This window comes from Streptomyces spinosisporus (assembly GCF_022698145.1).
GTDB classification, from domain to species: Bacteria; Actinomycetota; Actinomycetes; order Streptomycetales; family Streptomycetaceae; genus Streptomyces; species Streptomyces spinosisporus.
On record NZ_JALDAX010000010.1, the window covers coordinates 315,062 to 341,457 of the forward strand.

Below are 26,396 nucleotides of genomic sequence, written 5' to 3' on the forward strand. Positions count from 1 at the left end.
CCGGCCCATATGTACGAGGGTCAGTGCTCAGGTGACTCAACAGGCGCCGAAGTGACCAGTTCTGTCAGTACGCCATGGCAATCCTTGGGGTGCAGGAACGTGATCCGTGACCCCATGGAGCCGCGTCGCGGCTCTTCGTAGAGCACGCGGACGCCCTTTTCCCCGATGCCGGCGGCCTCCGCGTCCACGTCGGCCGTGCCGAAGGCGATGTGGTGGACGCCCTCGCCGTTCTTGTCGAGCCACTTCGCGACGGTCGAGTCCGGCCGGGTCGGCTCCAGGAGCTGCAGATACGACGCGCCGCCGTCGGAGGTGTCGTTGATCTTGAGCATGGCCTCGCGCACGCCCTGCTCCTCGTTGACCTCGGAGTGGAACACCTCGAAGCCGTAGGTGGCCCGGTAGAACTCGACGGTCCTGTCGAGGTCGAAGCAGGCGATCCCGATGTGGTCGATTCGCGTCAGCATGTGTGTCAGTGCAGCGCGCTTCGCAGGGTTGCGCAACGTGCCAGCGATCACATCGACGGCCGGGTGACGGCACGGAGTGCCACTCAGTACATTCGAAGTAAACCCTCGTTCACTCCTCGGCTGTGCAGCCGGTAAGGGGATCGCAGCTCATGTCATCTGGAACGAACACCTCGGTGATCGTCGCGGGCGCGCGCACGCCCATGGGACGGTTGCTCGGCTCGCTCAAGTCCTTCTCCGGCGCCGACCTCGGCGGTTTCGCGATCAAGGCCGCCCTCGACCGTGCGGGGATCGGCGGCGACCAGGTGCAGTACGTCATCATGGGCCAGGTGCTGCAGGCCGGTGCGGGGCAGATCCCGGCCCGCCAGGCGGCCGTGAAGGCCGGCATCCCGATGAGCGTCCCGGCGCTCACCGTCAACAAGGTGTGCCTCTCCGGCCTCGACGCCATCGCGCTCGCCGACCAGCTGATCCGCGCCGGCGAGTTCGACGTGATCGTCGCCGGCGGCCAGGAGTCCATGACCAACGCGCCGCACCTGCTCCCCAAGTCCCGCGAGGGCTTCAAGTACGGCGCGATCGAGATGCTCGACGCCATGGCGTACGACGGCCTGACCGACCCGTGGGAGAACATCCCCATGGGCGAGTCGACCGAGAAGCACAACACCCGCCTGGGCATCGGGCGCGCCGAGCAGGACGAGATCGCCGCCCTGTCCCACCAGCGCGCGGCCGCCGCCCAGAAGAACGGCGTCTTCGAGGCCGAGATCACCCCGGTGGAGATCCCGCAGCGCAAGGGCGAGCCGGTCGTCTTCAGCAAGGACGAGGGCATCCGCGGCGACACCACGGCGGAGTCCCTGGGCAAGCTGCGCCCGGCGTTCACCAAGGACGGCACGATCACCGCCGGTTCCGCCTCGCAGATCTCGGACGGTGCGGCGGCCGTGGTCGTGATGAGCAAGGCCAAGGCGCAGGAGCTGGGCCTGGAGTGGATCGCCGAGATCGGCGCCCACGGCAATGTGGCGGGCCCGGACAACTCGCTGCAGTCCCAGCCGTCCAACGCCATCCTGCACGCCCTGAAGAAGGAGGGCCTGGAGGTCTCCGACCTCGACGTCGTCGAGATCAACGAGGCCTTCGCCGCCGTGGCGGTCCAGTCAATGAAGGACCTCGGGGTCTCCACGGAAAAGGTGAACGTCAACGGCGGCGCGATCGCCCTGGGCCACCCCATCGGCATGTCCGGCGCCCGTCTCGTGCTGCACCTGGCGCTGGAGCTGAAGCGGCGGGGCGGCGGTGTGGGCGCGGCCGCGCTGTGCGGTGGCGGCGGTCAGGGTGATGCACTGATCGTGAGGGTGACCAAGGCCGCCTGAGGCCTCGGTCGGCGAATTCTCGGAACGGAGCTGTGATGCAGGACGTCTCCACCCTGGTGACCCAGGCCAGGGAAGGCCGGCCGCGGGCCGTGGCCCGGCTGATCTCGCTGGTCGAGGGGGCGTCCCCGCAGCTGCGGGAGGTCATGGCGGCGCTGGCGCCGCTGACCGGGAACGCCTATGTGGTCGGTCTGACCGGCTCCCCGGGCGTCGGCAAGTCCACGTCGACGTCGGCGCTGGTGACGGCGTACCGCAGACAGGGCAGGCGGGTCGGTGTCCTGGCCGTCGACCCGTCCTCGCCGTTCTCCGGAGGCGCGTTGCTCGGCGACCGCGTGCGGATGTCCGAGCACGCCTCCGACCCCGGCGTCTACATCCGCTCGATGGCCACCCGGGGCCATCTGGGCGGCCTCGCCTGGTCCGCTCCGCAGGCGATCCGGGTGCTGGACGCGGCGGGCTGCGACGTGATCCTGGTGGAGACGGTGGGGGTGGGCCAGTCGGAGGTGGAGATCGCCTCCCAGGCCGACACGAGCGTCGTGCTGCTCGCCCCCGGCATGGGCGACGGCATCCAGGCGGCGAAGGCCGGAATCCTGGAGATCGGCGACGTCTACGTCGTCAACAAGGCCGACCGCGACGGCGCCGACGCCACCGCCCGCGAGCTGAACCACATGCTCGGCCTCGGCGAGTCCCGCGGTCCCGGCGACTGGCGTCCCCCGATCGTCAAGACGGTCGCCGCGCGCGCGGAGGGTGTCGACGAGGTCGTCGAGGCGCTGGAGAAGCACCGGGCCTGGATGGAGGAGCGCGGGGTGCTGGCCGAGCGCCGCCGTGCCCGCGCCGCCCGCGAGGTCGAGACCATCGCCGTGACGGCCCTGCGCGAGCGCATCGGCGACCTGCACGGCGACCGCCGCCTGAGCGCGCTCGCGGAGCGCATCGTGGCCGGCGAACTGGACCCGTACCGCGCGGCGGACGAACTGGTGGCGGGGCTGACGCAGAGCTGACGGGCGGCAATTCCATGGCCGGCTCCCGGCGGCCGCTGCTACGTTGAGCGGCATGTACCTCCTCATGGCATAGGGCACACCCGAGCCCGCGCGACCGTGTGCACGGCCCGCGCGGCGACCAGGTGTCCCCTTTTCGCCTCGAGTCGAGGAACTCCCGTGTCTTCCACGCCAGTTGTACGGCCGTCGTATGCCGCCGTCCTCCAACTCCCGTACGCCCGCCGCACCTTCGCCGCCGCCCTGCTCGGCAGACTGTCGTACGGCGTCGTCCCCCTGTCCGTGATGCTCGCCGTGACCCGGGCCACCGGGTCCTACGCCGTGGCGGGCACCGTCATGGCGCTGTTCGGCGGCACCAGCGTCTTCCTGTCGCCCGCGCGGGCGGCCCTGATCGACCGTCACGGGCCGTGCCGCGCGCTCGTCCCGATGGCGGCCGCCTACTGCGCGCTGCTCGGCCTGCTGACGGCGCTCGTGTGGCGCCCCGGGTCCGCCTCGCCGCTCGTCGTGGGCGCCGTGACCGCCGCGGCCGGTGCCTGTACGCCGCCGCTGGGCCCGACCATGCGGGCCGTGTGGGGGAGGCTCGCCCCGGACCGGGCGCTGCTGCAGCGCGCGTACAGCCTGGACGGGGTCGCCGAGGAACTCCTGTTCGTGTCGGGGCCGTTGGTGGTCGGCGTCCTCGTGGGCCTCGCCCCGCCGACGGCCGGGATCGTCTTCGGTACGTGCCTGATGGCGGCCGGGACCGCCGGGTTCGTGAGGTCGCCCGCAGTGAGGGGGATGCGTCCCGCGGGGCGGGCGACGGGTGAGCGGCGCCATGAGGCCCCGCGCGGGACGCTGCGCGCCATCCTGCGCCCCGTCGTCGGCGCCACCGGCGTGGGCCTCGCTCTGGGCGCCGTCGATCTCATCGTCGTGGCCTTCGTCGGGCAGCGGCACTACGGCGACGACGCCGTGGCCTGGACCCTGGCGGCCCTGTCGGCCGGGAGCGCCGTGGGCGGCCTGCTGAACGGAGCCGTCCCCTGGCGCACCCCGGCCCGGGTCCGCCTCCCGCTCCTGGTGGCAGGCCTCGGCACGGCCCTGCTCTGCGCCGCCCTCGCCCCCAACCTCGTCACACTCGCCCTCACCCTGGCGACCGCCGGCCTCTTCGTCGCCCCGGCCCTGACCACCGCCTACCTCTCCGCCGACGACACAACACCTCCCGAGTCACGGGTACGGGCCGGCGCCTGGGTCAACACGGGCGTGAACGCAGGCACCACGGCCGGCGCCGCCGGCGCAGGGCTCCTGGTGAGCGGGGTGTCGCTGGCGCTGTGCTTCGCGGCGACGGGGGCGGCGGCCCTACTGACGGCGCCGGCCGTCGCGGGCAGGGCGCGCCGGTCGCCGCGGGAGGTTGCCGGGTCTGTCGGCGCGTGAGGAGGGCCGGTTGGCGTCGCGGTTCGTGGGGACGGTGGTGGGTGTTGCCGGTGGCGGGGTTCTGGTGGGCCGGGGTGTCGACCGCGCGGTGGTGTGGAGCGGCGTGGACGGCGGGCTTGCTGACGGCGCCGGCCGCGACGGGAGGCGGGCGCCTCCGCTGCCGGGCTCCCGGCGGGTGGGGTGCCGCTCCCGCTGTGCTTCGCGGTTGCGGGAGCGGCGGCCTTGCTGAGGGCGCCGGCCGTCGGGGGGAGGTTGCAGCGGTCGCCGCGTTTGTCGGCGTATGGGGACTGTCAGTCGTCGCTGTGTGGTGGCGGGTGCTCGCGCTGTGCCTCGCGGCGGCGGGGCGGCGGTCCTGCTCACGGCCCCGATCGCCGCGGGCGGGCGCCGCCTCCGCCGCCGTCTGAGCAGCGTCAGTCGTCGTCCCGGTCGTCGTCGTCACCGTGACCGCGGCCGTGGTCGTCACCGTGGTCCTTGTCGTGGTCCCGGTCCTGGGTGATCTTGCCCGTGTGGGCGTCGACCTTCCACTCACCGCTGGCCGTCTCGACGTTCCACACCGCCGGGCCGTCGTCGTCCAGGTCCACCTCGGTGACCGTGCCCTTGGGGGCGATGGACTGGGCGGCCTCGCGGGCGTTCACGGTCGTGTTCTTCAGGGTGGTGAGGTCGTGGCGGGCGTCGTCGTCGGCGGCGTCGCGGTGGGTGGAGAGGATGTGGCCGTCGGTGGAGGAGATTTTGACGGTGTATTCGGTGCCGTTGCTCTTGACGACGTCCACCTCCCAGGCGTCCCGTCCGTCGTCCTCGCGGTCGGCGGAGACGGCGGTGCCCGGTGTGTGCTGCAGAGCGGCCGCGACGGCCTCGGCGGCGGTCACCTGCGCGGCGCCCGCCCCGGTCCCGGCGCCGGTGTCCGCACCGGCGGCCTGCACCTTCGTACCGCCGCTGCGCGGTCCGTCGTCCGCGAGGGCGACCGCCGTACCCCCGCCGATCACGACGGACGTGGCGACGGCGGCGATGACGAGCTTGCGCTTCATGGGGATCCTCCCGAGTCGGTTCGGTCTCGACGGGAACCACCGTCGCCGACCGACACTGAGGGGAACCTGAAGCACCCTGAAGATCACTTCAGCTTCGGTTTGCGACCCTGATGCACATGCGCCTGCTGATCGTGGAGGACGAGAAACGCCTCGCCCTGTCCCTGGCCAAGGGACTGACGGCCGAGGGATTCGCCGTGGACGTCGCCCACGACGGACGCGAGGGCCTGCACCGGGCGACCGAGGGGGCGTACGACCTCGTGATCCTCGACATCATGCTCCCCGGCCTCAACGGCTACCGCGTCTGCGCCGCCCTCCGCGCCGCCGGTCACGACGTCCCGATCCTCATGCTCACCGCGAAGGACGGCGAGTACGACGAGGCGGAGGGCCTGGACACGGGCGCCGACGACTATCTGACCAAGCCGTTCTCCTACGTCGTCCTCGTCGCCCGGGTCAGGGCGCTGCTGCGCCGCCGCCCGCGCCCGGGCGCATCCCCCGTGCACGTCCACGGTGAGCTGAAGGTCGACACCGCCGCCCGCCGCGTCTTCCTCGCCGGCGACGAAGTCACCCTCACCGCCAAGGAGTTCGCCGTCCTGGAGCAACTCGTCGTGCGGCCCGGCGAGGTGGTCTCCAAGGCCGAGATCCTGGAGCACGTCTGGGACTTCGCGTACGAGGGCGATCCGAACATCGTCGAGGTCTACGTCAGCGCACTGCGCCGCAAGCTGCGCCCCGGGCTCATCCGGACGGTCCGCGGCGCCGGTTACCGGCTGGAGGCGGAGCGATGAGGCGCCTGTTCGGGTCGGTGCGGGCCCGCGCGACGCTCGGTGCCACCGTCGTCGTCGCCGTGGCCCTGGTCGCCGCCGGGGCCGCCGTACTGCTCTCCCTGCGCTCCAACCTGATCGGCCAGGCCGGCACCCAGGCGGAGCGCACCGCACGGTCGGTCGCCACCGAACTGGCCGTGGGCAAGGCGTACGACCAGCTCTCCCTGGACGAGGACGACGAGCCGGTCCAGGTCGTCGACGAGGACGGACGGCTGGTCGCGGCGAGCAAGGACCTGCAGCGGATCAGCGGCACGGGCACCGACGCGGTCACGCCGCGGCCCCGGCCGAACGCCACCGCGAGCGGCGACGACGACGGTGACGGTGACGACGACGGCGACAACCACGGCGGCGACCACCGGGGCGACGACGACGCATCCACCCTCGAACCCGGCGAGATCGACGAGAACACCACCTTCGCCGGCGGCTCCGCCACCATCGACGGGCACCACGCCGACTACCGCTTCGCCGCCGTGAAGGTCGACGTCGAGGGCAAGGGCGAACTCACCGTCCACGCCGGCGCCCCGCTCTCCGCGGAACAGGGCGCCGTCCGCACCGCGCAGACCGCCCTGCTGATCGGCTTCCCGCTGCTGCTCGGCGTCGTCGCGGGCGTGACCTGGCTGGTCACCCGGCGTGCGCTGCGGCCCGTGGAGGGCATCCGCAGCGAGATGTCCGCGATCACCGCTTCCGAGGACCTCGCGCGCCGTGTCCCGGTCCCGGACACCCACGACGAGATCGCCCGCCTCGCCCGGACCACCAACGAGACGCTGGCCGCCCTGGAGGCCTCCGTGGAACGCCAGCGCCGCTTCGTCGCCGACGCCTCCCACGAGCTGCGCAGCCCGGTCGCCTCCCTGCGCACCCAGCTCGAAGTGGCGCTCGCCCACCCCGAGTTGCTGGATCTTCAGGGCGCCGTCGAGGACACCGTACGACTGCAGGACCTCGCCGCCGACCTGCTGCTGCTGGCCCGGCTGGACGCGGGGGAGCGGCCGGGGCGGGCGCGCTTCGACCTCGGCGCGCTGGCGCGCGAGGCAGCGGCGCGGCGCACAGGGGTGACCGTGGATGCCCAGGCCGTGGAAGTGGCCGGATCGCGGGGGCAGTTGGAGCGGGTGCTCGCCAATCTGCTCGACAACGCCCGGCGGCACGCGCGGTCGGCGGTGACCGTGTCCGTGCGGCGGTCGGACGGGGCGCAGGGAGCGCAGGCGGTGCTGACCGTGGCAGACGACGGGGACGGTGTGCCCGAGGGCGACCGCGAGCGGATCTTCGAACGGTTCGTACGGCTCGACGACGCCCGCAGCCGTGACGACGGCGGGGCGGGGCTCGGTCTCGCCATCGCCCGTGACGTCGCCCTGCGGCACGGCGGCACCCTCACGGTCCGCGACGCGCCGGCAGGCGGCGCCCTGTTCGAGCTCCGCCTGCCGATGGCCGCGTCCGAGGGGCTGGAGAAGCCCGGTGCCGGTCGGTCCTAGGGGCGTCCCCGCTGCCCGCGCAGATGCTGCGCGATGGGCTTGAGGGCCTTGTCGAGTTCCGCCAGGGCCTCGGGGGACAGCAGATCCATGAAGTGCCTGCGCACGGACGCCACATGATGGGGGGCGACCTTCTTCATCGTCTCCATGCCGTGCTCGGTCAGGACGGCGTAGAGGCCTCGCCGGTCCGACTCGCAGTTCTCGCGCCTGACCAGGTCCGCGTTCTCCATCCGGGTGATCTGGTGGGAGAGCCTGCTCTTGGACTGGAGGGTGGCGGACGCGAGGTCGCTCATCCGCATCCGGACGTCCTCCGACTCGGAGAGGTTCACCAGGATCTCGTAGTCGTTCATTGTCAGGCCGAACGGCTGCAGGTCCCGCTCGAGCTGGTACGTCAACAGCCTGTTGACCTCCAGGTGGGTGCGCCAGGCGCACTGCTCCGCATCGGTCAGCCAGCGCGTGGCCGTCTCGGTCTCCATGAATGAAGTCTACCTAAAATGTTGAAAGGCGAACTAATGAGGGTCGTGTGACGGCGCGCGCATACGTTCGACGTCACACTCCGCAGACTACCGCTCACAGCCCGAAGCGACGCTGGAGGTCCCCCAGCTGTCCGGGAAGGCGCGGTGCGCCGGCTTGCTGTGAAGGGCCTGTGTGTGCCCCGCCGCCGGGCACCCCCGGCTCGTGCGGAACCACCCCCGTGGCCTGCTCGGCCATGAGGGTCTCCGAGGACTGGAGCAGGACCGTGCCGGCCCCCACGAACTCGAACTGATGCTCCTCCCCGGAGGCCCCGCCGAGGCCCGTCATCGCATGTAGACCGCCCATCAGGCCGGTCATGTAAGCGTGGTCGTAGTGATGGCACGGCGAGGGGCAGTCGGCCCAGCCGACGAGCGCCTGCGGGTCCACCCGGATCGGGGGTTCCATGAACACCACCGGACCGTTTGATGCAGCCACGAACTTTCCGGTTCCGATGAGGGTCAGAAAACCCGGCACGATCGACTGCTTGAGAGCGAGACTTGGCTGAAAAGCGAGCAAGTTGCCCGAGCGAATGGTCAGGTTGCCGTCTTCGAGGTCGTACGAGTTCACGTCGAAGGCCCGGTCGGCGAGGAGCATCTTGCCCGAGCCCTCCGCCACGACCCACTCGCTCGCGTGCAGTGGCGAATGAAAGGACGTACGGACAAGTCGGTCGAGCCGGCCGTGCCCGATGCCGTTGAACTCCATCGAGCCGTAGTAGGCGATCATCTTCCCCTTCTGCAGGAACCACTGGCTCCCCTTGAGCTCCACGCAGAAGGTGTACTTGTTGACGTTGTCGTCGACCGGCAGGGTCATGGGGTCGTAGACCGTCGGGCCGCCGCCCGGAGCCCCGTACATGCTCACAGCTTCTCCTCCGAGGCCTGGACGTACACCGCGCCGTTGCCGCTGAGCTCCAGCTGGAAGGCCTCGCCGGAGCCGCGTCCCACCATGTCCCGCCAGCCGAGCGCGGTGGACAGCTTGTTGCGTACGTCGCCGTGGTGGGCGACGTAGGCCTGCGGGTCGACATGGACCGGGTGCTGCGGGTTGATGGGGATCTCGAAGACGCCGCCGTGGGCCATCACGGCGACCGAGCCGTGGCCCTTGAGGGTGGTCGTGAAGAGCCCCTGGCCGGTGACCTGGCCGCGCACCATGCCCATCACGCCGCCCTGCGAGCCCATGAACATCGTGCCCTGCTGGAGGGTGCCCTCGAAGGCGAGCAGGCGGTCCGCCTCCACGTAGAGCGTGTCGCCGGTGAGGTTGATCACCTGGACGTGGTGGCCGCCGTGCCCGAACAGGACCGTGCCGCTGCCCTCGACGCTCATCAGCGGGGTGGCCTCATTGGCGACCCGGCGGCCGATCATCGACATGATCCCGCCCTGGCCGCCCTGCATGTTGGGTGTGAAGGTCACCTCGCCCTTGTAGGCGAGCATGGCGCCGCGCTGGCTGAACAGCCGCTGGCCGGGCATCACCGTGGCCTCGACCATCTTGGAGTTGATCTCGCGGAAGGGCATGTCAGACGTCCCCCGCGATCGTGTTCCGCTCGCTCGGCTGCACGTACACCAGCCCGTCCCCCTCGAACCTGATCTGGAAGGCCTCGCCGCCGCCCTCGCCCATGAGGGTGCGGAACGTCACACCGGACTGGAAGGACTGCCGCAGATTCCCCTGGTGCGCGATGTACGCCCCCGGGTCCACGGTCAGCGGGTACTGCGCGCTCACCCTGAGCACCACCGCCGGGCCGTCCGACATGATCGCCGCCTGGCCGTGGCCCTCGACGGTAGTCGTGAACAGCCCGTTGCCCTGTGAGGCGCCGCGCAGTCCGGTGAAGGTCGTGCCGGTCCTCAGGCCGGCGTCGGTCGCGAGCAGATTGCTCGACTCCACATACAGCTTCTCCCCCTGGAGTCCTACGAGGTTGATCTCCGAGGCGCGGTCCGCGAACCAGCACGTGCCGTGCCCCTTCACCTCCATCACCGTCATCTGCTCGCCGGTGAGCCGCCGCGTCACCATGCCGCGCAGCCCCTCACCGCCGCCGCTGAGCTTCTTGAAGGCCATCTGACCGTCGTACGCGACCATCGAGCCGTTCTTCGCCTTCACGGCGTCCCCGGTCATGTCGACGGCAAGCACCTTGCTGCCTTGGAGTCGAAACATCGCCACGCTGCGAAGGTAGCCGCCGGGCGGCTGCGGCGAACAGGGCCCGAAGGGTGGAGAAAACCCCAGACCGGACCCCTAGGGGGCCCGGGGCGGGCCGCTCCGTCCGACCCCCCGGCCGATGTCCGTCCCGCCGTTTGCCAGAATGGACGAACGCTTGTGCTTCTGTTCACAAGAGCGACCCGTCTCCCACCGAAGGTGACCCGTGGACCTCAAGACCGCCACCGCCCTCCGCCGCCTGCGACTCGTCTCGGCCCCCGAGGCCGTCTCCTTCCTGCTTCTGCTGGTCTGCTCCGTGCTGAAGCGGACCACGGACTTCAACGCGGTTCCGGTGATGGGCATGATCCACGGCGTGCTCTTCATCCTGTACGTGATCTTCTGGGCCGACGCCTGGAACCGCACCAAGTGGCCCCTGAAGACCGCGGCGTTCTACTTCGTCCTCTCCGTCCTGCCGACCGGCGGCTTCTTCGCCGAGCGCAAGCTCAAGCGCGCCGCCGAGGACGAGATCATCGCCTCGCGCGCCCGCCAGGAAGGGGTCGTGAACGCATGATCGTCGCCTTCTCCGTGACACCGCTGGGTGTCGGCGAGGACGTGGGGGAGTACGTCGCCGACGCCGTCCGGGTCGTCCGCGAGTCCGGCCTGCCGAACCGCACCGACGCGATGTTCACCAGCATCGAGGGTGAGTGGGACCAGGTGATGGACGTCGTGAAACGCGCCGTCGCCGCCGTCGAGGCCCGCGCCCCGCGCGTCTCCCTCGTCCTCAAGGCCGACATCCGCCCCGGCGTGCACGACGGACTCACCTCCAAGGTGGAGACAGTGGAACGACACCTCGCGGAGTAGCCACCGGGAGGGCGGCACCTCGGCCCGCGCGCGTGAGGCGGGTATCCGTCGCAGGAGGGTCTGCCGCCGCGGTGGTGGGTCTTGGGGCGGTGGCCGGTGGCCCGGCGGGCGGTGCGGCGTGGGGCATGGTGGACGGGTCGGCGCTGACGTTCCCGTGCGCTCCCCCAGACGGGGCGGCGTTGACGCCCCCTTCCGCCCCGCCGGACGGCCCGCCCCCGTCAGTCGCCCCCCGACACCAGTGCCATCCCCAACGGTGTGCGTTCGTAGAGGACTTGGTGGCCGTAGCGGCGGGCGGTGAGGAGGCCGGACTTGCGTAGGAGGGTGAGGTGGGCCGAGACCGATGACGGGGCGAGGTTGAGGCGGTGGGCAAGGGTCGTGGTCGTGGCGGGCTCGTCGAGGGCGGTGAGGACGGTTGCGCGGCCGCGTCCCAGGAGGCGTACGAGGATGTCGGTGGCGTGGCCGGTGGGCTCGGTCCACAGGGAGCCGATGCCGCGGGCCGGGTAGACCAGGGTCGGCTGCCAGGGCGGGTCGAAGGTGCTGACGACGTCGGGCCAGATGAAGACGCTGGGCATCAGGACCAGCCCCTGCCCGCCGAGGTTGCGCTCGTGCTCGCCGCGGGACTCGACGGTCAGCGTGCCCGCGTGCCAGCCGAAGCGGCGGCTGATCTCGGGCAGCAGCCCGCCGAGACCCACCTCCGCGAGCCGCCGCGTGTGGAACGCGACGTCCGCCTCCAGCAGGGCGCGCAGCCGGGGCCAGTCCGGGGCGACCAGGGTGCGCCAGGCCTCCTCCATCGCGTCGGCGAGCTGCTCGATCATCCCGGCCGGGTCCCGCAGCCAGCGCCGGGCGTGCGGCAGGTCGAGGGCGCCCGGGGTGTCGGCGAGCGACTGCGCGGTCTCCGCGCGGGCCGCCTCGGGGTCGCTCGCCCGTACCGCCGCGATCTCCTCCTCGAAGGTCGCCGCCGGCCCGATCGGGGGCGGGCAGAGCCAGTCCGGGCAGTAGCCGACTTGCGGCATCAGCAGCCACAGGTCCGTGAGGTCGAGCGCGGCCGCGGTCCGGCCCGTGCGGCGCAGCCAGTGCGCGTGGTAGCCCTGCCGCTCGGGCCGTTTGAGCGTACGGACGACCTCCTGCGTCTCCCACAACGGGGACAGCGCGAACCGGCACCGCAGGAAGTCGTCCTCCCCGAAGTGCAGACGTGACGGCATGACCACCCCCGGGCGGACGAGCTGGAACATTCGGCCTGTGCCGAATCTCTAGGATGCCCGGTCCCGGCCGAGCACGCTGCTGGTCATGCCGGACCAGCCCGAGGGCACGACCACCCTGCCCACTCCACCTCCCGCCGCCCTGGGCGGCCACCGCCGCTACACGGACGTGTTCCGCGTCCGCGAGTTCCGCGCCGTCTTCGCCGCCCACGCCCTGTCCCTGCTCGGCGTGATCGTCAGCGAGATCGCCCTGTCCGTCCTCGTCTACGACCTCACCGGCTCACCCCTGATGAGCGCGCTCACCTTCGCGCTCGGCTTTCTGCCCTACGTCGTCGGGGGCACCCTGCTCGCGGGCGTCGCGGACCGCTTCCCGGCCCGGCGGGTGCTGGTGGTATGTGACATAACACAGGCCACCTGCGTCGGTCTGATGATCGCCTCCGGCGACCGCATCACCGCCCTCCTCTCCCTGCGCTGCTGCCTCGCCGTCGTCTCGCCGGTCTTCCAGGGCACCCGTATGGCCACGCTCGCCGACATCCTCGGCGACGGCGATCTGTTCGTGCTCGGCCGCTCCCTGCTGCGGATCGTGTCGCAGAGCGCGCTGCTCGTCGGGTTCGGCCTCGGCGGTGTGCTGCTGATCGCCGTCTCGCCGCGGCAGGCCCTGCTGATCACCGTCGGCACCTTCTGCGCCTCGGCCGTCCTGCTGCGCCTCGGCACCCGGCGCAGGCCCGCCCGGACCACCGCGGGCAGCGCCCTGGTGGGGGACTCCCTGCGGGGTGCCCGGCAGGTCTGGGCCCACCGCCGGATGCGGTCCCTGCTCCTGCTGTTCTGGATCCCGCCGATGTTCGCGGTCGTCCCCGAGGCGCTGGCGGCGCCCTACGCCGACGACCTCGCCGCGGGCTCCGTGGGGCTCGGCCTGCTGATGTGCGCGCTGCCGGTGGGCACCATCGCCGGTGAGCTGTGGGCGGGTTCGCGGCTGCGCCCCGCCACCCGCGAACGCATCGCCCTGCCCCTGGTCGCCCTCATGCTCCTGCCCTACCTCGGCTACGCCCTCCACCCCGGCCTCGTCCCCTCCCTCCTCCTGCTGCTGCTCTCGGGGGCGGGATCGGCGTACACGCTGGGCCTGGACCAGTGGTTCGTGCGGTCCGTGCCCGAGGAGCTGCGCGGCCGTGCCATGACGCTGCTCACCGCCGGGCTGATGACCATCCAGGGCGTGGGCATGGCGCTGGCGGGTGTCGCGGCGCAGTTCGCGGGAGTGGCGGCCACCGTCGCCGGGGCCGGCGGGCTGGGCGCGGTGTGCTGTGCGCTGCTGGTGCGCCAAGTCCGCGGTACCGATGGGCGAGACGGGGCTGACCACCATATGACCGGCCGGTAAGGTCTGTGCCGTGCCGAAGCCGCTCAGCCTTCCCTTCGATCCGATCGCCCGCGCCGACGAACTCTGGAAGCAGCGCTGGGGAAACGTGCCGTCCATGGCGGCCATCACCTCGATCATGCGCGCCCACCAGATCCTGCTCGCCGAGGTCGACGCGGTGGTGAAGCCGTACGGACTCACGTTCGCGCGGTACGAGGCGCTGGTGCTGCTCACCTTCTCCAAGGAGGGCGAGCTGGCGATGTCGAAGATCGGCGAGCGTCTGATGGTGCACCCGACCTCGGTGACGAACACCGTGGACCGGCTGGTGAGGTCGGGACTGGTGGCCAAGCGCCCCAACCCCAACGACGGGCGCGGCACGCTCGCGTCCATCACCGACAAGGGCCGTGAGGTGGTCGAGGCGGCCACCCGCGACCTGATGTCGATGGACTTCGGCCTCGGTGCCTACGACGCCGAGGAGTGCGGGGAGATCTTCGCGATGCTGCGGCCGCTGCGGGTGGCCGCCCACGACTTCGACGAGGACTGACCCGGCCCAAGATCTCCCGGAACGGGCGGTTACGCTCGACGGCATGAAGAAGAGCGTGCTGACCCGCTATCGCGTCATGGCCTACGTCACCGGTGTCCTGCTGGTCCTGCTGTGCCTGAGCATGATCGCCAAGTACGGCCTGGACGTCGACGGCGCCGCGGACTTCACCCGCGTCGTCGCCATCGCGCACGGCTGGCTCTACGTCGTCTACCTGATCTTCGCCTTCGACCTGGGCTCCAAGGCGAAGTGGCCGGTCGGCAAGCAGCTGTGGGTCCTGCTCGCGGGGACGATCCCGACGGCCGCGTTCTTCGTCGAGCGGAAGATCAGCCACGAGCTGCAGGCTCGGGTCGGCGACGAGGCTCCCGCGGTCGCCAAGGCCTGAACGACACCGCCGTACGCCCGGGTGCGTACGGCGGTCGCCCTCGGCCGATTTAGTTGGACGTCCTACTACCTCGACATTTACTTGGACGTCCAAGTAAATTGGATGGTATGGACGCTGACGCCATCGAGGAGGGCCGCCGACGCTGGCAGGCCCGGTACGACGCTTCGCGCAAGCGTGAGGCCGACTTCACCACGCTCTCCGGTGACCCCGTGGAGCCCGTGTACGGACCCCGGCCGGGGGACACGTACGACGGGTTCGAGCGCATCGGGTGGCCCGGGGAGTACCCCTTCACGCGCGGGCTGTACCCGACCGGGTACCGGGGGCGGACGTGGACCATCCGGCAGTTCGCCGGGTTCGGCAACGCCGAGCAGACCAACGAGCGCTACAAGATGATCCTGCGCAACGGCGGCGGAGGCCTGTCCGTCGCCTTCGACATGCCGACGCTCATGGGCCGCGACTCCGACGACCCGCGCTCGCTCGGCGAGGTCGGGCACTGCGGGGTGGCCATCGACTCCGCGGCCGACATGGAGGTCCTGTTCAAGGACATCCCGCTGGGTGATGTGACCACGTCCATGACGATCAGCGGACCGGCCGTGCCCGCCTTCTGCATGTACCTGGTCGCGGCCGAGCGGCAGGGCGTCGACCCCGCCGTGCTCAACGGCACGCTGCAGACGGACATCTTCAAGGAGTACATCGCGCAGAAGGAGTGGCTCTTCCAGCCCGAGCCCCATCTGCGCCTCATCGGCGACCTGATGGAGCACTGCGCCGCCGGCATCCCCGCCTACAAGCCGCTGTCCGTCTCCGGCTACCACATCCGCGAGGCCGGCTCGACGGCCGCGCAGGAGCTGGCGTACACCCTGGCCGACGGGTTCGGGTACGTGGAGCTCGGACTCAGCCGCGGGCTCGACGTGGACGTGTTCGCACCCGGCCTGTCCTTCTTCTTCGACGCGCACGTCGACTTCTTCGAGGAGATCGCCAAGTTCCGTGCCGCGCGCCGCATCTGGGCCCGCTGGATGCGGGACGTCTACGGCGCGAAGAGCGAGAAGGCGCAGTGGCTGCGCTTCCACACCCAGACCGCCGGCGTCTCCCTGACCGCGCAGCAGCCGTACAACAACGTCGTGCGTACGGCCGTCGAGGCGCTCGCCGCGGTGCTCGGCGGGACCAACTCGCTGCACACCAACGCCCTGGACGAGACCCTCGCGCTGCCGAGCGAGCAGGCGGCGGAGATCGCGCTGCGCACGCAGCAGGTGCTGATGGAGGAGACCGGCGTCGCCAACGTCGCGGACCCGCTGGGCGGTTCGTGGTTCGTCGAGCAGCTCACCGACCGGATCGAGGCGGACGCGGAGAAGATCTTCGAGCAGATAAAGGAGCGGGGTCTGCGGGCGCATCCGGACGGAAAGCACCCGATCGGTCCGATCACCTCCGGGATCCTGCGCGGGATCGAGGACGGCTGGTTCACCGGCGAGATCGCCGAGTCCGCCTTCCGGTACCAACGGGCCCTGGAGAAGGGCGACAAGAAGGTCGTGGGGGTGAACGTCCACACCGGGTCCGTCACCGGCGACCTGGAGATCCTGCGCGTCAGCCACGAGGTCGAGCGGGAGCAGGTGCGGGCGCTGGCCGCCCGCAAGGCCGCCCGGGACGACAGCGCCGTGCGCACGGCCCTGGACGCGATGCTCGAGGCGGCCCGCTCCGGCGCCAACATGATCGAGCCGATGCTGGACGCCGTCCGCGCCGAGGCCACCATGGGCGAGATCTGCGGAGTGCTGCGGGACGAGTGGGGGGTGTACACCGAACCCGCCGGGTTCTGACCACGGAAGGCAGAGGGGGCCCCTAGTCGGACTGGGAGGCCCCCTTGAGGCCCAGCAGCAGGACGCGCGTGAAACCGCGCGCCCAGTCCTCGTCGGCCGGCTCCGCGCTCACCAGGGTGCGGTGCACCACCGCGCCGGCCACCACGTCGAAGATCAGGTCGACCGTGCGGGCCGCCTCCAGGGGATCGGTCTCCGGGGGCAGTTCGCCGCGCGCCTGGGCGCGCGCCCGGCCCTCCAGAACCAGCCGCTTCTGACGGGTGACGATCGACTCGCGGATGCGCTCGCGCAGCGCCTCGTCGCGGGTCGCCTCGGCGACCACCGCCATCAGGCCGCTCCTGGCCTCCGGGCGGGCCAGGATCGTCGCGAACTGCAAAACCACGCCCTCGATGTCGGCCGCCAGTGTGCCGCGGTCGGGCAGGACGAGCTCGTCGAAGAGCTCCGCCACCGCGTCGACCACCAGTTCGTTCTTGCCCGCCCAGCGGCGGTAGAGGGTCGTCTTCGCAACCCCCGCGCGCGTCGCCACGTCTCCCAGGGTGAGCTTCGACCAGCCCAGCTCCACCAGCGCCTCCCGCGTCGCCGCGAGGATCGCGGCGGCCGCCTCGGCGCTGCGCGGGCGTCCCGAGGCGCGGGTGACGGGGGTGCGGCTCTGCATCTGACGACCATAACCGGCCGTTCTTGTGAGGCAGTGAGGGAGATCACCGGGGGGTGGTCGCGGGAAGGCACCCGGTGCCATTACGCTACGACTCGTAGCGAAACCGCTGGCGTGGCGCGGGGTGGGGACCCGACGCCGGACACAGCGCAGTACGACCGGCTTTCACACGGCTTTTCACACACCGCGGGCGGACGGGGGAGGATAGACGCATGCAGCCACGGAACATGTCCATGAGCGGAGTCGTCGACCTCGCCGCGGTGAAGGCGGCCCAGGAGGCCAAGGCGAAGGCGGAGCAGGCGCGCGCCGAAGCCGCGCGGCAGGGCGGCGGCCCGGGTGCCGTCTCTCCGGCCGACCTGGTGATCGACGTAGACGAGGCCGGATTCGAGAGCGACGTCCTGCAGCGGTCCACCGAGGTGCCCGTCGTCATCGACTTCTGGGCCGAGTGGTGCGAGCCCTGCAAGCAGTTGAGCCCCGTGCTCGAACGGCTCGCCGTCGAGTACAACGGCCGCTTCCTGCTCGCAAAGGTCGACGTCGACGCCAATCAGATGCTGATGCAGCAGTTCGGGATCCAGGGCATCCCGGCGGTCTTCGCAGTGGTCGCCGGGCAGGCGCTGCCGCTCTTCCAGGGGGCGGCCGGCGAGGCCCAGATCCGCCAGACCCTGGACCAGCTGGTGCAGGTGGCCGAGCAGCGCTTCGGTCTGACCGGTCTGACGGTCGACCCGGACGCGGAGCCGGGCGGCGGCCCCGCCGCGGCGGAGAAGGCGCCGGCCGGGCCGTACGACGCGCTCCTCGAGGCCGCCGTGCGGGCCCTGGACTCGGGCGACCTCGGCGGAGCGGTGCAGGCGTACAAGAACGTGCTGAGCGAGGACCCGGGCCACCCCGAGGCCAAACTCGGGCTCGCGCAGGCAGAGTTGCTCCAGCGGGTGCAGGGCCTGGACCCGCAGCAGGTGCGCAGGGACGCGGCCGACAAGCCGGGCGACGCCCAGGCGCAGATCACCGCGGCCGATCTGGATCTCGTCGGCGGTCATGTCGAGGACGCCTTCGGACGGCTCATCGACACGATCCGGCGCACGGCGGGTGACGAGCGGGACACGGTACGCCTGCGACTGCTGGAGCTCTTTGAGGTTGTCGGGACCGATGATCCGAGAGTGGCGTCGTCACGCAGGGCGCTCGCGCGCGCACTCTTCTGACAGGGCGCGGGGCCGGTTCTGACCAGTCGCTAAACGCCGGGGCATGTGATGCCCAAGTGAAAGATTTGCCGATGGAACGTCAGTGCGGCCGTGCTTTACCAAAACTTGGTAAACGCGGCCGCTGTTACTGCCAGTAAGTTCCGGGCGTTGATCTGTCGGTTTCTGTCCAATGATCAACGGTTTTGTCCGCGCCGTTGACAGCACCCTCTGTCGTCGGCCGAGACCTGTGGGTCGTCCGACGGTTATCCGGCCGTTACTACCCAGTAACGAAGCCCCTTGTGCGGGCGGCGAGAATGCACCACGATCGGCGACGCTCGGTCCTAACCCGTACCCCGACAGCCGGTCGGGTCGCGGGAGTTCCTGGGTCCCCACCGAGCAGAGCCGACGTCCCTGACGCCGGCTCTTGGGCAGGGGGGTCTTCGTCCACTCGGCGAAGCCTGTCCAGCAAGGTTGTGCGTGATGCGTGTCAGGCGCGACCAGTGGTTGTCGCTCGGGGGTGATCGCCGGTGATCGGTGCGCGGTTCGCGCCTCCGAGTGCAGGCGCTCTCCTTCCCGAGGACGTAGCACTTCTCCCATCCCTGCCCGGCCGAGCCGCCGACAAAGGGGCGGTCGGGACCAGGAGATGTACGTCCGAGAAGGAGGAAATATGGAGTCCCAGGTGCGTGGCGGGACCAGATGGAAGCGGTTCGCTGTGGTCATGGTGCCCAGCGTCGCCGCTACGGCCGCGATAGGTGTCGCCCTCGCGCAGGGCGCTCTCGCCGCGTCATTCAGCGTGTCAGGCCAGCAGTTCAAGGTGACGGCCGACCAGCTGACCGGCACCGGCTTCTCGCAGTACGGCGCCGTTGACTCGGGGTACACCCTCGACGGCAAGAAGACGGCCCACCCGGTCGCCGTCTCGGCGTTCAAGTCCGCGTCGATCAAGGGCCTGTGCCAGTCCGTGGTCACCCCGGACATCCCGGTGATCGGCACCGTCAGCCTGGTGCTGAAGGCGGGCGGCGGCAGCACGCCGGTCGAGGCCGACAACCTCTACATCGACCTCGATGACCTGAGCGCCGACGCGACGTTCAAGAACATCGACATCGGTGTGGCCGCCAAGGACGCCAGCAAGGGTCCCGGCATCAAGAGCGGTGACACCGCGAACCCGTACGGGTTCGCACAGCAGGCCGACTCGGCCACGCTGAGCGGTGTGAAGCAGACGGCGTGGGCGACCACCGCCGGAACCTTCAAGCTCAGCGGGCTGAAGATGTCCGTGAAGACGGGTACGCACGAGTGCTACTAGGCACTCGTTGACGGGCGGGGGAGCCGATGGCGCCCCCGCCCGTCACCCTTCCAGGACTGTCTTCACACGTACTACAACCCACCACCACAGCACCATCACCACAGCAAAGCCGCACCAGGGAGCTGTATTCCATGAGCGCCGAGACTCCTGCCGAGCCCGCCGGCCAGTTCAGCCGCCGGAGGGTGCAGTTCCGCGCCTGGCGGGGCACGCGGCCGTTCTGGGCCGGCCTGTTCGTCATGCTGGCCGGACTCCCCATCGCCTACTTCCCGTACGCCCACCTCCAGGTGGGGCACCTGACGCTGGCGATGGCCACCACCGCCGGGGCCGGGTCCCTGATCATCGGGGTGCTGCTGGTCGTCCTGGGCTTCAGCCTCTGGTTCCAGAAGCACGTGCGGACCTTCGCGGGTATCGCGGCGATCCTTCTGGGACTGGTGTCCATTCCCGTGTCCAACCTCGGCGGCTTCCTCATGGGCTTCCTGCTCTCGCTGATCGGCGGATCCATGGCCGTGGCCTGGGCGCCGGGCGAGCCGCCCGTCGAGGAGGAGCAGGAGGACACGCCGGGTACGGGCGGCGCCCCGCAGGCCATGGACACGGACACCACCATCCTCAAGCCCGTGGTGGGCGAGCCGCACGATCTGTCAGGAACGAGCCCGGCCAACGGGGTGAACGGGAGGCACAGTGCCGGCTGACGAGGTGATCCACGGGGCTGATGTGGACGAGTCCCGTGAGAGAACCAGGGCCCGCCACGCGGCTCCCAAGAAGCCGTTGTTCACCAGGTTCCACATGCCTGCGGGCAAGGCGATAGCCATGGCGGCGATGCCGACCGCGGTCCTCGTGGGCATGGGCTTCACGTCCTCCCTCGCCCTCGCGGCCGGGGGTGGCGGCACGCCGTCCCCGACGGCGAAGAGCCTGACGGCCGACGAGTACAAGGACTGCGTCGCCGCGCTCGGCGACGACGCCTCGGCCTCGCCGTCGCCGTCCGCCTCTCAGAGCAAGGACGACAAGGCCTCGCCCTCGCCGTCCGCGTCGGACTCCGCGAAGGACTCCTCGAAGAGCTCCGGCTCGGACAAGGCGGGCTCGTCGGACTCCGGTTCGGGCGACAAGGCGACGCCTTCGCCGTCCGCGTCGGACAGTTCGGGCAAGGACGCGTCGAGCGGTTCCACCGCCTCGCCGAGTCCCTCGGAGTCGGAGAGCAGCGGCGGCGGACTGCTGAGCGGCGTCGGTGACGCCCTCGGCGGTCTGCTGGGCGGCGGCAGCGACAAGTCCTCGCCCAGCGCGAGCGCCACACCGTCCGCGTCCGCCTCGCCGAGCGCGAGCGCGTCCTCGGACAAGAGCCTCACGGGCACCGTCAAGGACACGACCAAGAAGGTCACCGACACGGTCAACGGCACCGTGAAGGACACGACCGACAAGGTCTCCAAGGCGGCGGAGGACGCCACCAAGGCGGCCGAGAAGGCGGCGCAGGACGCCACCAAGGCGGCCGACCCCTCGCCGAGTTCGAGCGTGGACGCGGGGGACTGCCCCACCGCGACGGACGACGAGGGCGGCGTCGACAACAAGGTGCCGGTGGCGGACGACCCCTGGTACCTGAGCGCCAGCTCGCTGCTGCTGAAGGGCGCCGACTACCAGGGCGTCGTCAAGGTGAAGACGGCCAACGGCACCACCAAGAAGGTGCTGAAATACGTCATCTCCGACGGCACCGACATCGGCGACCTGCACCAGACGGTCAAGGACAAGCAGCAGGGCAAGACGTACCACGTCCAGGCCGGCTCGGGCACCACGTCCACGATCCGCGACGGCGCCACGACGATGTACACGGAGTCCATCTCCGGGAACCTGTTCGGGCTCATCCCGATCACGTTCAGCCCCGGCTTCCCGCCGCCGCTGAACATCCCGCTGATCTACTTCACGAACGTGCACGTCGTCCAGGCCGCGCAGTTCGGCGGCACCCTGCACGTGCCCGGTATGCACGTGTACACCACCGACGGAATCGGCTGAGCGCCGCCACAGGCCCGTTCGGGAGCCGCACAAGCGCTGAGGGCGCCCCCTGTCGCAGGGGGCGCCCTCAGCGGCGTACAGGAGCCTTCAAGGCCCCGTGCGGATGCGTCAGTTGCTGCCGCCGCCGATGTGGTGGACCCGGAGCATGTTGGTGGTGCCGGGGATGCCGGGGGGCGAGCCGGCGGTGATGATGACGGTCTCGCCCGGGTGGAAGCGGTTGATCTTGGCGATCTCCTGGTCGACCATGTCGACCATCTCGTCCGTGGTGTTCACGAACGGCACGACGTGCGACTCCACGCCCCAGCTGAGCGTGAGCTGGTTGCGGGTGCCCTCGTCGGTGGTGAAGGCGATGATCGGCTGCTGGGCGCGGTAGCGCGAGAGCCGGCGGGCGGTGTCGCCGGACTGCGTGAAGGCCACCAGGCCCCGGCCGCCGAGGAAGTCGGCGATCTCGCAGGCGGCACGGGCGACCGAACCGCCCTGCGTGCGCGGCTTCTTGCCCGGCACCAGCGGCTGCAGGCCCTTGGAGAGCAGCTCCTCCTCGGCCGCGGCCACGATCTTCGACATCGTCTTCACGGTCTCGACCGGGTACGCGCCCACGCTCGACTCGGCGGACAGCATGACCGCGTCGGCGCCGTCCAGGATCGCGTTGGCGACGTCGGACGCCTCGGCGCGCGTGGGGCGGGAGTTGGTGATCATCGACTCCATCATCTGGGTCGCCACGATCACCGGCTTGGCGTTGCGGCGGCACAGCTCGATGAGGCGCTTCTGCACCATCGGGACCTTCTCGAGCGGGTACTCGACGGCCAGGTCGCCACGGGCCACCATGACGGCGTCGAAGGCCATCACGACGCCCTCCATGTTCTGCACCGCCTGCGGCTTCTCCACCTTGGCGATGACGGGGACCCGGCGGCCCTCCTCGTCCATCACCTTGTGGACGTCGTCGACGTCCTTGGCGTCCCGCACGAAGGACAGCGCGACCATGTCGCAGCCCATGCGCAGCGCGAAGCGGAGGTCCTCGACGTCCTTCTCGGACAGCGCCGGCACGTTGACGGCCGCGCCGGGCAGGTTGATGCCCTTGTGGTCGGAGACGACACCGCCCTCGATGACGATCGTCCTCACCCGCGGGCCGTCGACGTCCAGGACCTTCAGCTCGACGTTGCCGTCGTTGATGAGGATCTGGTCGCCGCGGTCGACGTCGCCGGGCAGGCCCTTGTACGTCGTGCCGCAGACGGACTTGTCGCCCGGGACGTCCTCGGTCGTGATGACGAACTCGTCACCGCGCTCGAGCTCCACCGGGCCCTCGGCGAAGGTCTCCAGCCGGATCTTCGGGCCCTGCAGGTCGGCGAGGACGCCGATGGCCCGGCCGGTCTCCTTGGACGCGGCCCGGACGCGGTCGTACCGCGCCTGGTGCTCGGCGTGGGAGCCGTGGCTGAAGTTGAACCTGGCCACGTTCATTCCGGCCTCGATCATCGAGACCAGCATTTCGTGGGAGTCGACCGCGGGGCCGAGAGTACAGACGATTTTCGAACGGCGCATGGGGCGATCCTATCGGTTTGTTTCGCCGCGGAATATTCCGTCTGGCGGAAGATACAAATGGGCGGCCGGGTGCTCAGTTGCCCACACGGCGGAGCCGCATATCGTCACCGCCCGACCAGGGCGTAGGTCTGCGTCGCGATTTCCAGTTCTTCGTCGGTCGGCACCACGGCGACCTTCACCCGTGCGTCCTCGGGGGAGATCAGCCGCGGTTCGTCACTGCGCACGGCGTTCCGTTCGCCGTCCACCGCCAGGCCCAGGATCTCCAGGCCCGCGACGGCGGCCTCCCGCACCGGCGCGGCGTTCTCGCCGACTCCGGCGGTGAACGCGATCGCGTCCACCGTACCGAGAACGGCGCAATAGGCACCGATGTACTTCTTCAGCCGGTGAATGTAGATGTCGAAGGCGAGCTGTGCGCGAGCGTCGCCCTCGTCGATACGGCGTCGTATCTCCCGCATGTCGTTGTCGCCGCACAGCCCGACCAGCCCGCTCTTCTTGTTGAGAAGAGTGTCGATTTCATCGATGGACATTTTGCCAACGCGCGCCAAATGGAAGATGACGGCGGGATCGGCGTCCCCGGATCGCGTACCCATCACGAGTCCCTCCAAAGGCGTCAGCCCCATGGAGGTGTCCACGCACTTCCCGCCCCGTACGGCGGAGGCGGACGCGCCGTTGCCGAGGTGCAGCACGATCACGTTCACCTCCTCCGGCGCCTTGCCGAGCAGCTTCGCGGTGGCCCGGGAGACATAAGCGTGCGAGGTGCCGTGGAAGCCGTAGCGCCTGATGCGGTGCTCGTCGGCGGTGCGCACGTCGATCGCGTAGCGGGCGGCCGACTCCGGCATCGTCGTGTGGAAGGCGGTGTCGAAGACGGCGACCTGCGGCAGGTCCGGGCGCAGCGCCTGAGCTGTGCGGATGCCGGTGAGGTTCGCCGGGTTGTGCAGCGGTGCCACCGGGATCAGCCGTTCGATCTCGGCGAGCACGGCCTCGTCGACGACCGTCGGCTCGGTGAAGGTCTGCCCGCCGTGCACGACCCGGTGCCCGATCGCGGCGAGCTCCGGCGAGTCGAGGCCGAGGCCGTCCTTCGCCAGCTCCTGCGAGACGGCTTTCAGCGCCGCCTCGTGGTCGGCGACCGGGGCGTTCCACTCGCGCGTCTCGCCGCCCCGGGCGAGCGGGGTGTGCCTCAGCCGCGAGGTCTCCTCGCCGATCCGCTCGACGAGTCCCGCGGCCAGCCTGCTGCTGTCCCGCATGTCGAGCAGCTGGTACTTCACCGACGAGGAGCCGGAGTTGAGGACGAGGACACGGGACGGACTCACTGGGCGACGGCCTTCTCGTTCGGGTTCTGGGCCTGGATGGCCGTGATGGCGACGGTGTTGACGATGTCCGAGACGAGGGCGCCCCGGGAGAGGTCGTTGACCGGCTTGCGCAGCCCCTGCAGCACCGGGCCGACCGCGATGGCGCCGGCCGAACGCTGCACGGCCTTGTAGGTGTTGTTGCCGGTGTTCAGGTCGGGGAAGATCAACACGCTTGCCTGACCGGCGACTTCGGAGCCCGGCAGCTTGGTGGCCGCGACGCTCGGCTCCACGGCGGCGTCGTACTGGATCGGCCCCTCGATCCTCAGGTCCGGCCGCCGCGAGCGCACCAGCTCGGTGGCCTCACGCACCTTGTCCACGTCGGCGCCCGTGCCGGAGGTGCCCGTGGAGTACGACAGCATCGCGATCCGCGGCTCCACGCCGAACTGCGCCGCCGTGGCGGCCGACTGGATGGCGATGTCGGCGAGCTGCCGCGCGTCCGGGTCCGGGTTCACGGCGCAGTCGCCGTAGGCGAGGACCTTGTCGGCGAGGCACATGAAGAAGACGGAGGAGACGATGGCGGTGTCCGGCTTCGTCTTGATGATCTCGAAGGCGGGTCGGATGGTCGCCGCCGTCGAGTGGACCGAGCCCGAGACCATGCCGTCGGCCAGGCCCTCCTGCACCATCAGTGTGCCGAAGTAGTTGACGTCCGAGACGACGTCGTACGCCAGCTCGACCGTGACGCCCTTGTGGGCGCGCAGGAGGGCGTACTGCTCGGCGAAGGAGTCGCGCAGCTCGCTGGTGGCCGGGTCGATCAGCTGCGCGTCGGCCAGGTCGATCCCGAGGTCGGCGGCCTTCTTGCGGATCTGCTCGACCGGCCCGAGCAGCGTCAGGTCGCAGATGCCGCGCCGCAGCAGCACCTCGGCCGCGTGCAGGATGCGCTCCTCGGTGCCCTCCGGGAGGACGACCCGGCGCTTGTCGGAACGGGCCTGTTCGAGCAGCTTGTGCTCGAACATCATCGGCGTGAGGCGGTCGCTGCTGGGCGCGGAGACCCTTTGCAGCAGCTCGCCGGTGTCGGCGTAGCGCTCGAAGAGACCGAGCGCGGTCTCCGCCTTGCGTGGTGTGGCCGCGTTCAACTTCCCCTCCATGGAGAAGAGTTCGGCGGCGGTGGGAAAGCTGGTGCCGGCCACCGAGAGCACCGGCGTGCCCGGGGCGAGCCGGGCGGCGAGGGTAAGGATCTCCTTGGGCGGCACCTCGTTCAGGGTGAGCAGCACCCCGGCGATCGGCGGGGTGCCGGCGCTGTGCGCGGCCAGCGAGCCCACCACCAGGTCGGCGCGGTCCCCGGGGGTGACGACCAGACAGCCCGGGGTCAGGGCGGCGAGGAAGTTCGGCAGCATCGCACCGCCGAAGACGAAGTCGAGGGCGTCGCGCGCGAGGCCCGCGTCGTCGCCGAGCAGGACCTTGGCGCCGAGGGCCTGGGAGATCTGGGCGACGGTGGGGGCGGAGAGGGCGGGCTCGTCCGGGACGACGTAGCAGGGCACCGGGAGCCGGGAGCCGAGGCTCTGCGCGATGGCGTCCCGGTCGTCGCGCGCGACCCGGTTGGCGACCATGGCGAGGACGTCGCAGCCCAGCCCCTCGTAGGCCCGGTGGGCGTTGCGGGTCTCGGCCAGCACGGACTCGGCGCTCTGCCCGCGGCCGCCGACGACCGGTATCACCGACGCCCCGAACTCGTTGGCCAGCCGGGCGTTGAGGGCGAGCTCGTCGGGCAGCTGGGTGTCGGCGAAGTCGGTGCCGAGGACGAGGATCACCTCGTAGTCGCGCGCGACCGTGTGGAAGCGGTCCACGAGGGCCGACACCAGCTCGTCCGTGCCCTGTTCCGCCTGCAGCGCGGACGCCTCGTGGTAGTCCATGCCGTACACGGTGGCCGGGTCCTGGGAGAGCCGGTAACGGGCGCGCAGCAGCTCGAACAGGCGGTCGGGACTGTGGTGCACCAGCGGCCGGAAGACCCCGACCCGGTCGACCTGGCGGGTCAGCAGCTCCATGACCCCCAGCTCGACGATCTGGCGGCCGTCGCCGCGGTCGATACCGGTCACGTACACGCTGCGCGTCACGCGTGCTCTCCGTTTCGTCTGGCGTCCGGTGTCATGGCGAGGGCTCGCGAAGATCACCCGCCGGG

At 70.6% G+C, this 26,396-nt stretch carries 26 protein-coding genes; 15 read left to right on the top strand and 11 right to left on the bottom strand.

Features of this window, described 5'->3' with window-relative positions:
* Nucleotides 1–20: 20 nt before the first annotated feature.
* On the bottom strand, nucleotides 21–461 hold the full coding sequence (gene mce / locus MQN93_RS26205; protein ID WP_016438208.1) for a methylmalonyl-CoA epimerase: 441 nt from the start codon (nucleotides 459–461) through the stop codon (nucleotides 21–23).
* A gap of 149 nt (nucleotides 462–610) precedes the next feature.
* Here mce and MQN93_RS26210 point away from each other — a divergent pair, with 149 nt between their 5' ends.
* From MQN93_RS26210 to MQN93_RS26220, 3 genes are all read left to right on the top strand, one after another.
* On the top strand, nucleotides 611–1,813 hold the full coding sequence (locus tag MQN93_RS26210; protein WP_242711483.1) for an acetyl-CoA C-acetyltransferase: 1,203 nt from the start codon (nucleotides 611–613) through the stop codon (nucleotides 1,811–1,813).
* Nucleotides 1,814–1,848: 35 nt separating this feature from the next.
* Nucleotides 1,849–2,805 (top strand): methylmalonyl Co-A mutase-associated GTPase MeaB, encoded by a 957-nt coding sequence (gene meaB, locus MQN93_RS26215; RefSeq protein WP_016438206.1) that lies wholly within the window; start codon nucleotides 1,849–1,851, stop codon nucleotides 2,803–2,805.
* A 156-nt stretch (nucleotides 2,806–2,961) separates the two neighbouring features.
* Complete coding sequence (locus MQN93_RS26220) at nucleotides 2,962–4,203, top strand: MFS transporter (RefSeq protein WP_242711484.1); 1,242 nt, start codon at nucleotides 2,962–2,964, stop codon at nucleotides 4,201–4,203.
* 410 nt (nucleotides 4,204–4,613) lie between these two features.
* Here MQN93_RS26220 and MQN93_RS26225 read toward each other — a convergent pair whose 3' ends face one another.
* The gene (locus MQN93_RS26225; RefSeq protein WP_242711485.1) at nucleotides 4,614–5,228 is read right to left on the bottom strand and encodes a PepSY domain-containing protein; all 615 of its coding nucleotides are present in this window, start codon (nucleotides 5,226–5,228) and stop codon (nucleotides 4,614–4,616) included.
* A 116-nt stretch (nucleotides 5,229–5,344) separates the two neighbouring features.
* On the opposite strand from MQN93_RS26225, the gene MQN93_RS26230 reads away from it, so the two are divergent.
* Together MQN93_RS26230 and MQN93_RS26235 are read left to right on the top strand one after the other, a co-directional pair.
* Entirely contained in the window at nucleotides 5,345–6,010 is a 666-nt protein-coding gene (locus tag MQN93_RS26230; RefSeq protein WP_037783811.1) for a response regulator transcription factor, read from the top strand.
* Nucleotides 6,007–7,509, top strand: coding sequence for a sensor histidine kinase (locus MQN93_RS26235; protein WP_242711486.1), 1,503 nt, complete (start codon nucleotides 6,007–6,009; stop codon nucleotides 7,507–7,509). The genes MQN93_RS26230 and MQN93_RS26235 overlap by 4 nt, the downstream gene beginning before the upstream one ends.
* On the opposite strand, the gene MQN93_RS26240 is transcribed toward MQN93_RS26235, so the two are convergent.
* The 4 genes from MQN93_RS26240 to MQN93_RS26255 all read right to left on the bottom strand — a co-directional run bounded on the left by MQN93_RS26240 (nucleotide 7,506) and on the right by MQN93_RS26255 (nucleotide 10,158).
* Nucleotides 7,506–7,982 carry a MarR family winged helix-turn-helix transcriptional regulator gene (locus MQN93_RS26240; protein WP_016438201.1) on the bottom strand — a complete coding sequence of 159 codons (477 nt, stop codon included), beginning with the start codon at nucleotides 7,980–7,982 and terminating at the stop codon, nucleotides 7,506–7,508. The two genes, MQN93_RS26235 and MQN93_RS26240, sit on opposite strands and share 4 nt — an antisense overlap.
* Nucleotides 7,983–8,076: 94 nt before the next feature.
* Nucleotides 8,077–8,871, bottom strand: coding sequence for an AIM24 family protein (locus MQN93_RS26245; RefSeq protein ID WP_242711487.1), 795 nt, complete (start codon nucleotides 8,869–8,871; stop codon nucleotides 8,077–8,079).
* Nucleotides 8,872–8,873: 2 nt separating this feature from the next.
* Nucleotides 8,874–9,524 carry an AIM24 family protein gene (locus tag MQN93_RS26250; RefSeq protein ID WP_242711488.1) on the bottom strand — a complete coding sequence of 217 codons (651 nt, stop codon included), beginning with the start codon at nucleotides 9,522–9,524 and terminating at the stop codon, nucleotides 8,874–8,876.
* A gap of 1 nt (nucleotide 9,525) precedes the next feature.
* Complete coding sequence (locus tag MQN93_RS26255; protein WP_037783801.1) at nucleotides 9,526–10,158, bottom strand: AIM24 family protein; 633 nt, start codon at nucleotides 10,156–10,158, stop codon at nucleotides 9,526–9,528.
* 205 nt (nucleotides 10,159–10,363) lie between these two features.
* Between MQN93_RS26255 and MQN93_RS26260 the strand changes: the two genes are divergently transcribed.
* Together MQN93_RS26260 and MQN93_RS26265 are read left to right on the top strand one after the other, a co-directional pair.
* Nucleotides 10,364–10,708 carry a DUF3817 domain-containing protein gene (locus MQN93_RS26260; protein WP_016438197.1) on the top strand — a complete coding sequence of 115 codons (345 nt, stop codon included), beginning with the start codon at nucleotides 10,364–10,366 and terminating at the stop codon, nucleotides 10,706–10,708.
* Complete coding sequence (locus MQN93_RS26265) at nucleotides 10,705–10,998, top strand: MTH1187 family thiamine-binding protein (RefSeq protein ID WP_242711489.1); 294 nt, start codon at nucleotides 10,705–10,707, stop codon at nucleotides 10,996–10,998. Before MQN93_RS26260 ends, MQN93_RS26265 begins: the two co-directional genes overlap by 4 nt.
* 218 nt (nucleotides 10,999–11,216) lie before the next feature.
* Here MQN93_RS26265 and MQN93_RS26270 read toward each other — a convergent pair whose 3' ends face one another.
* A complete protein-coding gene (locus MQN93_RS26270; protein ID WP_242711490.1) occupies nucleotides 11,217–12,200 on the bottom strand; it encodes an ArsR/SmtB family transcription factor in 984 nt (327 codons plus the stop codon).
* A gap of 85 nt (nucleotides 12,201–12,285) precedes the next feature.
* Here MQN93_RS26270 and MQN93_RS26275 point away from each other — a divergent pair, with 85 nt between their 5' ends.
* The 4 genes from MQN93_RS26275 (at nucleotide 12,286) to icmA (ending at nucleotide 16,279) form a co-directional block, all read left to right on the top strand.
* On the top strand, nucleotides 12,286–13,569 hold the full coding sequence (locus MQN93_RS26275; protein WP_242711491.1) for an MFS transporter: 1,284 nt from the start codon (nucleotides 12,286–12,288) through the stop codon (nucleotides 13,567–13,569).
* A 10-nt stretch (nucleotides 13,570–13,579) separates the two neighbouring features.
* A complete protein-coding gene (locus MQN93_RS26280; RefSeq protein WP_016438193.1) occupies nucleotides 13,580–14,089 on the top strand; it encodes a MarR family winged helix-turn-helix transcriptional regulator in 510 nt (169 codons plus the stop codon).
* Nucleotides 14,090–14,132: 43 nt separating this feature from the next.
* Entirely contained in the window at nucleotides 14,133–14,471 is a 339-nt protein-coding gene (locus MQN93_RS26285) for a DUF3817 domain-containing protein (protein WP_016438192.1), read from the top strand.
* A gap of 107 nt (nucleotides 14,472–14,578) precedes the next feature.
* Complete coding sequence (icmA, locus tag MQN93_RS26290) at nucleotides 14,579–16,279, top strand: coenzyme B12-dependent isobutyryl-CoA mutase large subunit (protein ID WP_242711492.1); 1,701 nt, start codon at nucleotides 14,579–14,581, stop codon at nucleotides 16,277–16,279.
* 22 nt (nucleotides 16,280–16,301) lie between these two features.
* Here the strand turns inward: icmA and MQN93_RS26295 are convergent, their stop codons facing one another.
* Nucleotides 16,302–16,931 (bottom strand): TetR/AcrR family transcriptional regulator, encoded by a 630-nt coding sequence (locus MQN93_RS26295; RefSeq protein WP_242711493.1) that lies wholly within the window; start codon nucleotides 16,929–16,931, stop codon nucleotides 16,302–16,304.
* Between the two features lie 209 nt (nucleotides 16,932–17,140).
* On the opposite strand from MQN93_RS26295, the gene MQN93_RS26300 reads away from it, so the two are divergent.
* The 4 genes from MQN93_RS26300 (at nucleotide 17,141) to MQN93_RS26315 (ending at nucleotide 21,398) form a co-directional block, all read left to right on the top strand.
* Nucleotides 17,141–18,121, top strand: a complete 981-nt coding sequence (locus MQN93_RS26300; protein ID WP_242711494.1) for a tetratricopeptide repeat protein — start codon at nucleotides 17,141–17,143, stop codon at nucleotides 18,119–18,121.
* A 646-nt stretch (nucleotides 18,122–18,767) separates the two neighbouring features.
* A complete protein-coding gene (locus tag MQN93_RS26305; protein ID WP_016438188.1) occupies nucleotides 18,768–19,400 on the top strand; it encodes a DUF6230 family protein in 633 nt (210 codons plus the stop codon).
* Nucleotides 19,401–19,531: 131 nt separating this feature from the next.
* Complete coding sequence (locus MQN93_RS26310; protein WP_016438187.1) at nucleotides 19,532–20,089, top strand: DUF6114 domain-containing protein; 558 nt, start codon at nucleotides 19,532–19,534, stop codon at nucleotides 20,087–20,089.
* Nucleotides 20,079–21,398 carry a hypothetical protein gene (locus tag MQN93_RS26315; protein ID WP_242711495.1) on the top strand — a complete coding sequence of 440 codons (1,320 nt, stop codon included), beginning with the start codon at nucleotides 20,079–20,081 and terminating at the stop codon, nucleotides 21,396–21,398. The genes MQN93_RS26310 and MQN93_RS26315 overlap by 11 nt, the downstream gene beginning before the upstream one ends.
* Nucleotides 21,399–21,506: 108 nt before the next feature.
* Here the strand turns inward: MQN93_RS26315 and pyk are convergent, their stop codons facing one another.
* From pyk to pta, 3 genes are all read right to left on the bottom strand, one after another.
* Entirely contained in the window at nucleotides 21,507–22,934 is a 1,428-nt protein-coding gene (pyk, locus tag MQN93_RS26320; RefSeq protein ID WP_016438185.1) for a pyruvate kinase, read from the bottom strand.
* Between the two features lie 104 nt (nucleotides 22,935–23,038).
* A complete protein-coding gene (locus tag MQN93_RS26325) occupies nucleotides 23,039–24,244 on the bottom strand; it encodes an acetate kinase (protein WP_242711496.1) in 1,206 nt (401 codons plus the stop codon).
* Nucleotides 24,241–26,331 carry a phosphate acetyltransferase gene (pta, locus tag MQN93_RS26330; protein ID WP_242711497.1) on the bottom strand — a complete coding sequence of 697 codons (2,091 nt, stop codon included), beginning with the start codon at nucleotides 26,329–26,331 and terminating at the stop codon, nucleotides 24,241–24,243. The genes MQN93_RS26325 and pta overlap by 4 nt, the downstream gene beginning before the upstream one ends.
* Nucleotides 26,332–26,396 lie beyond the last annotated feature (65 nt).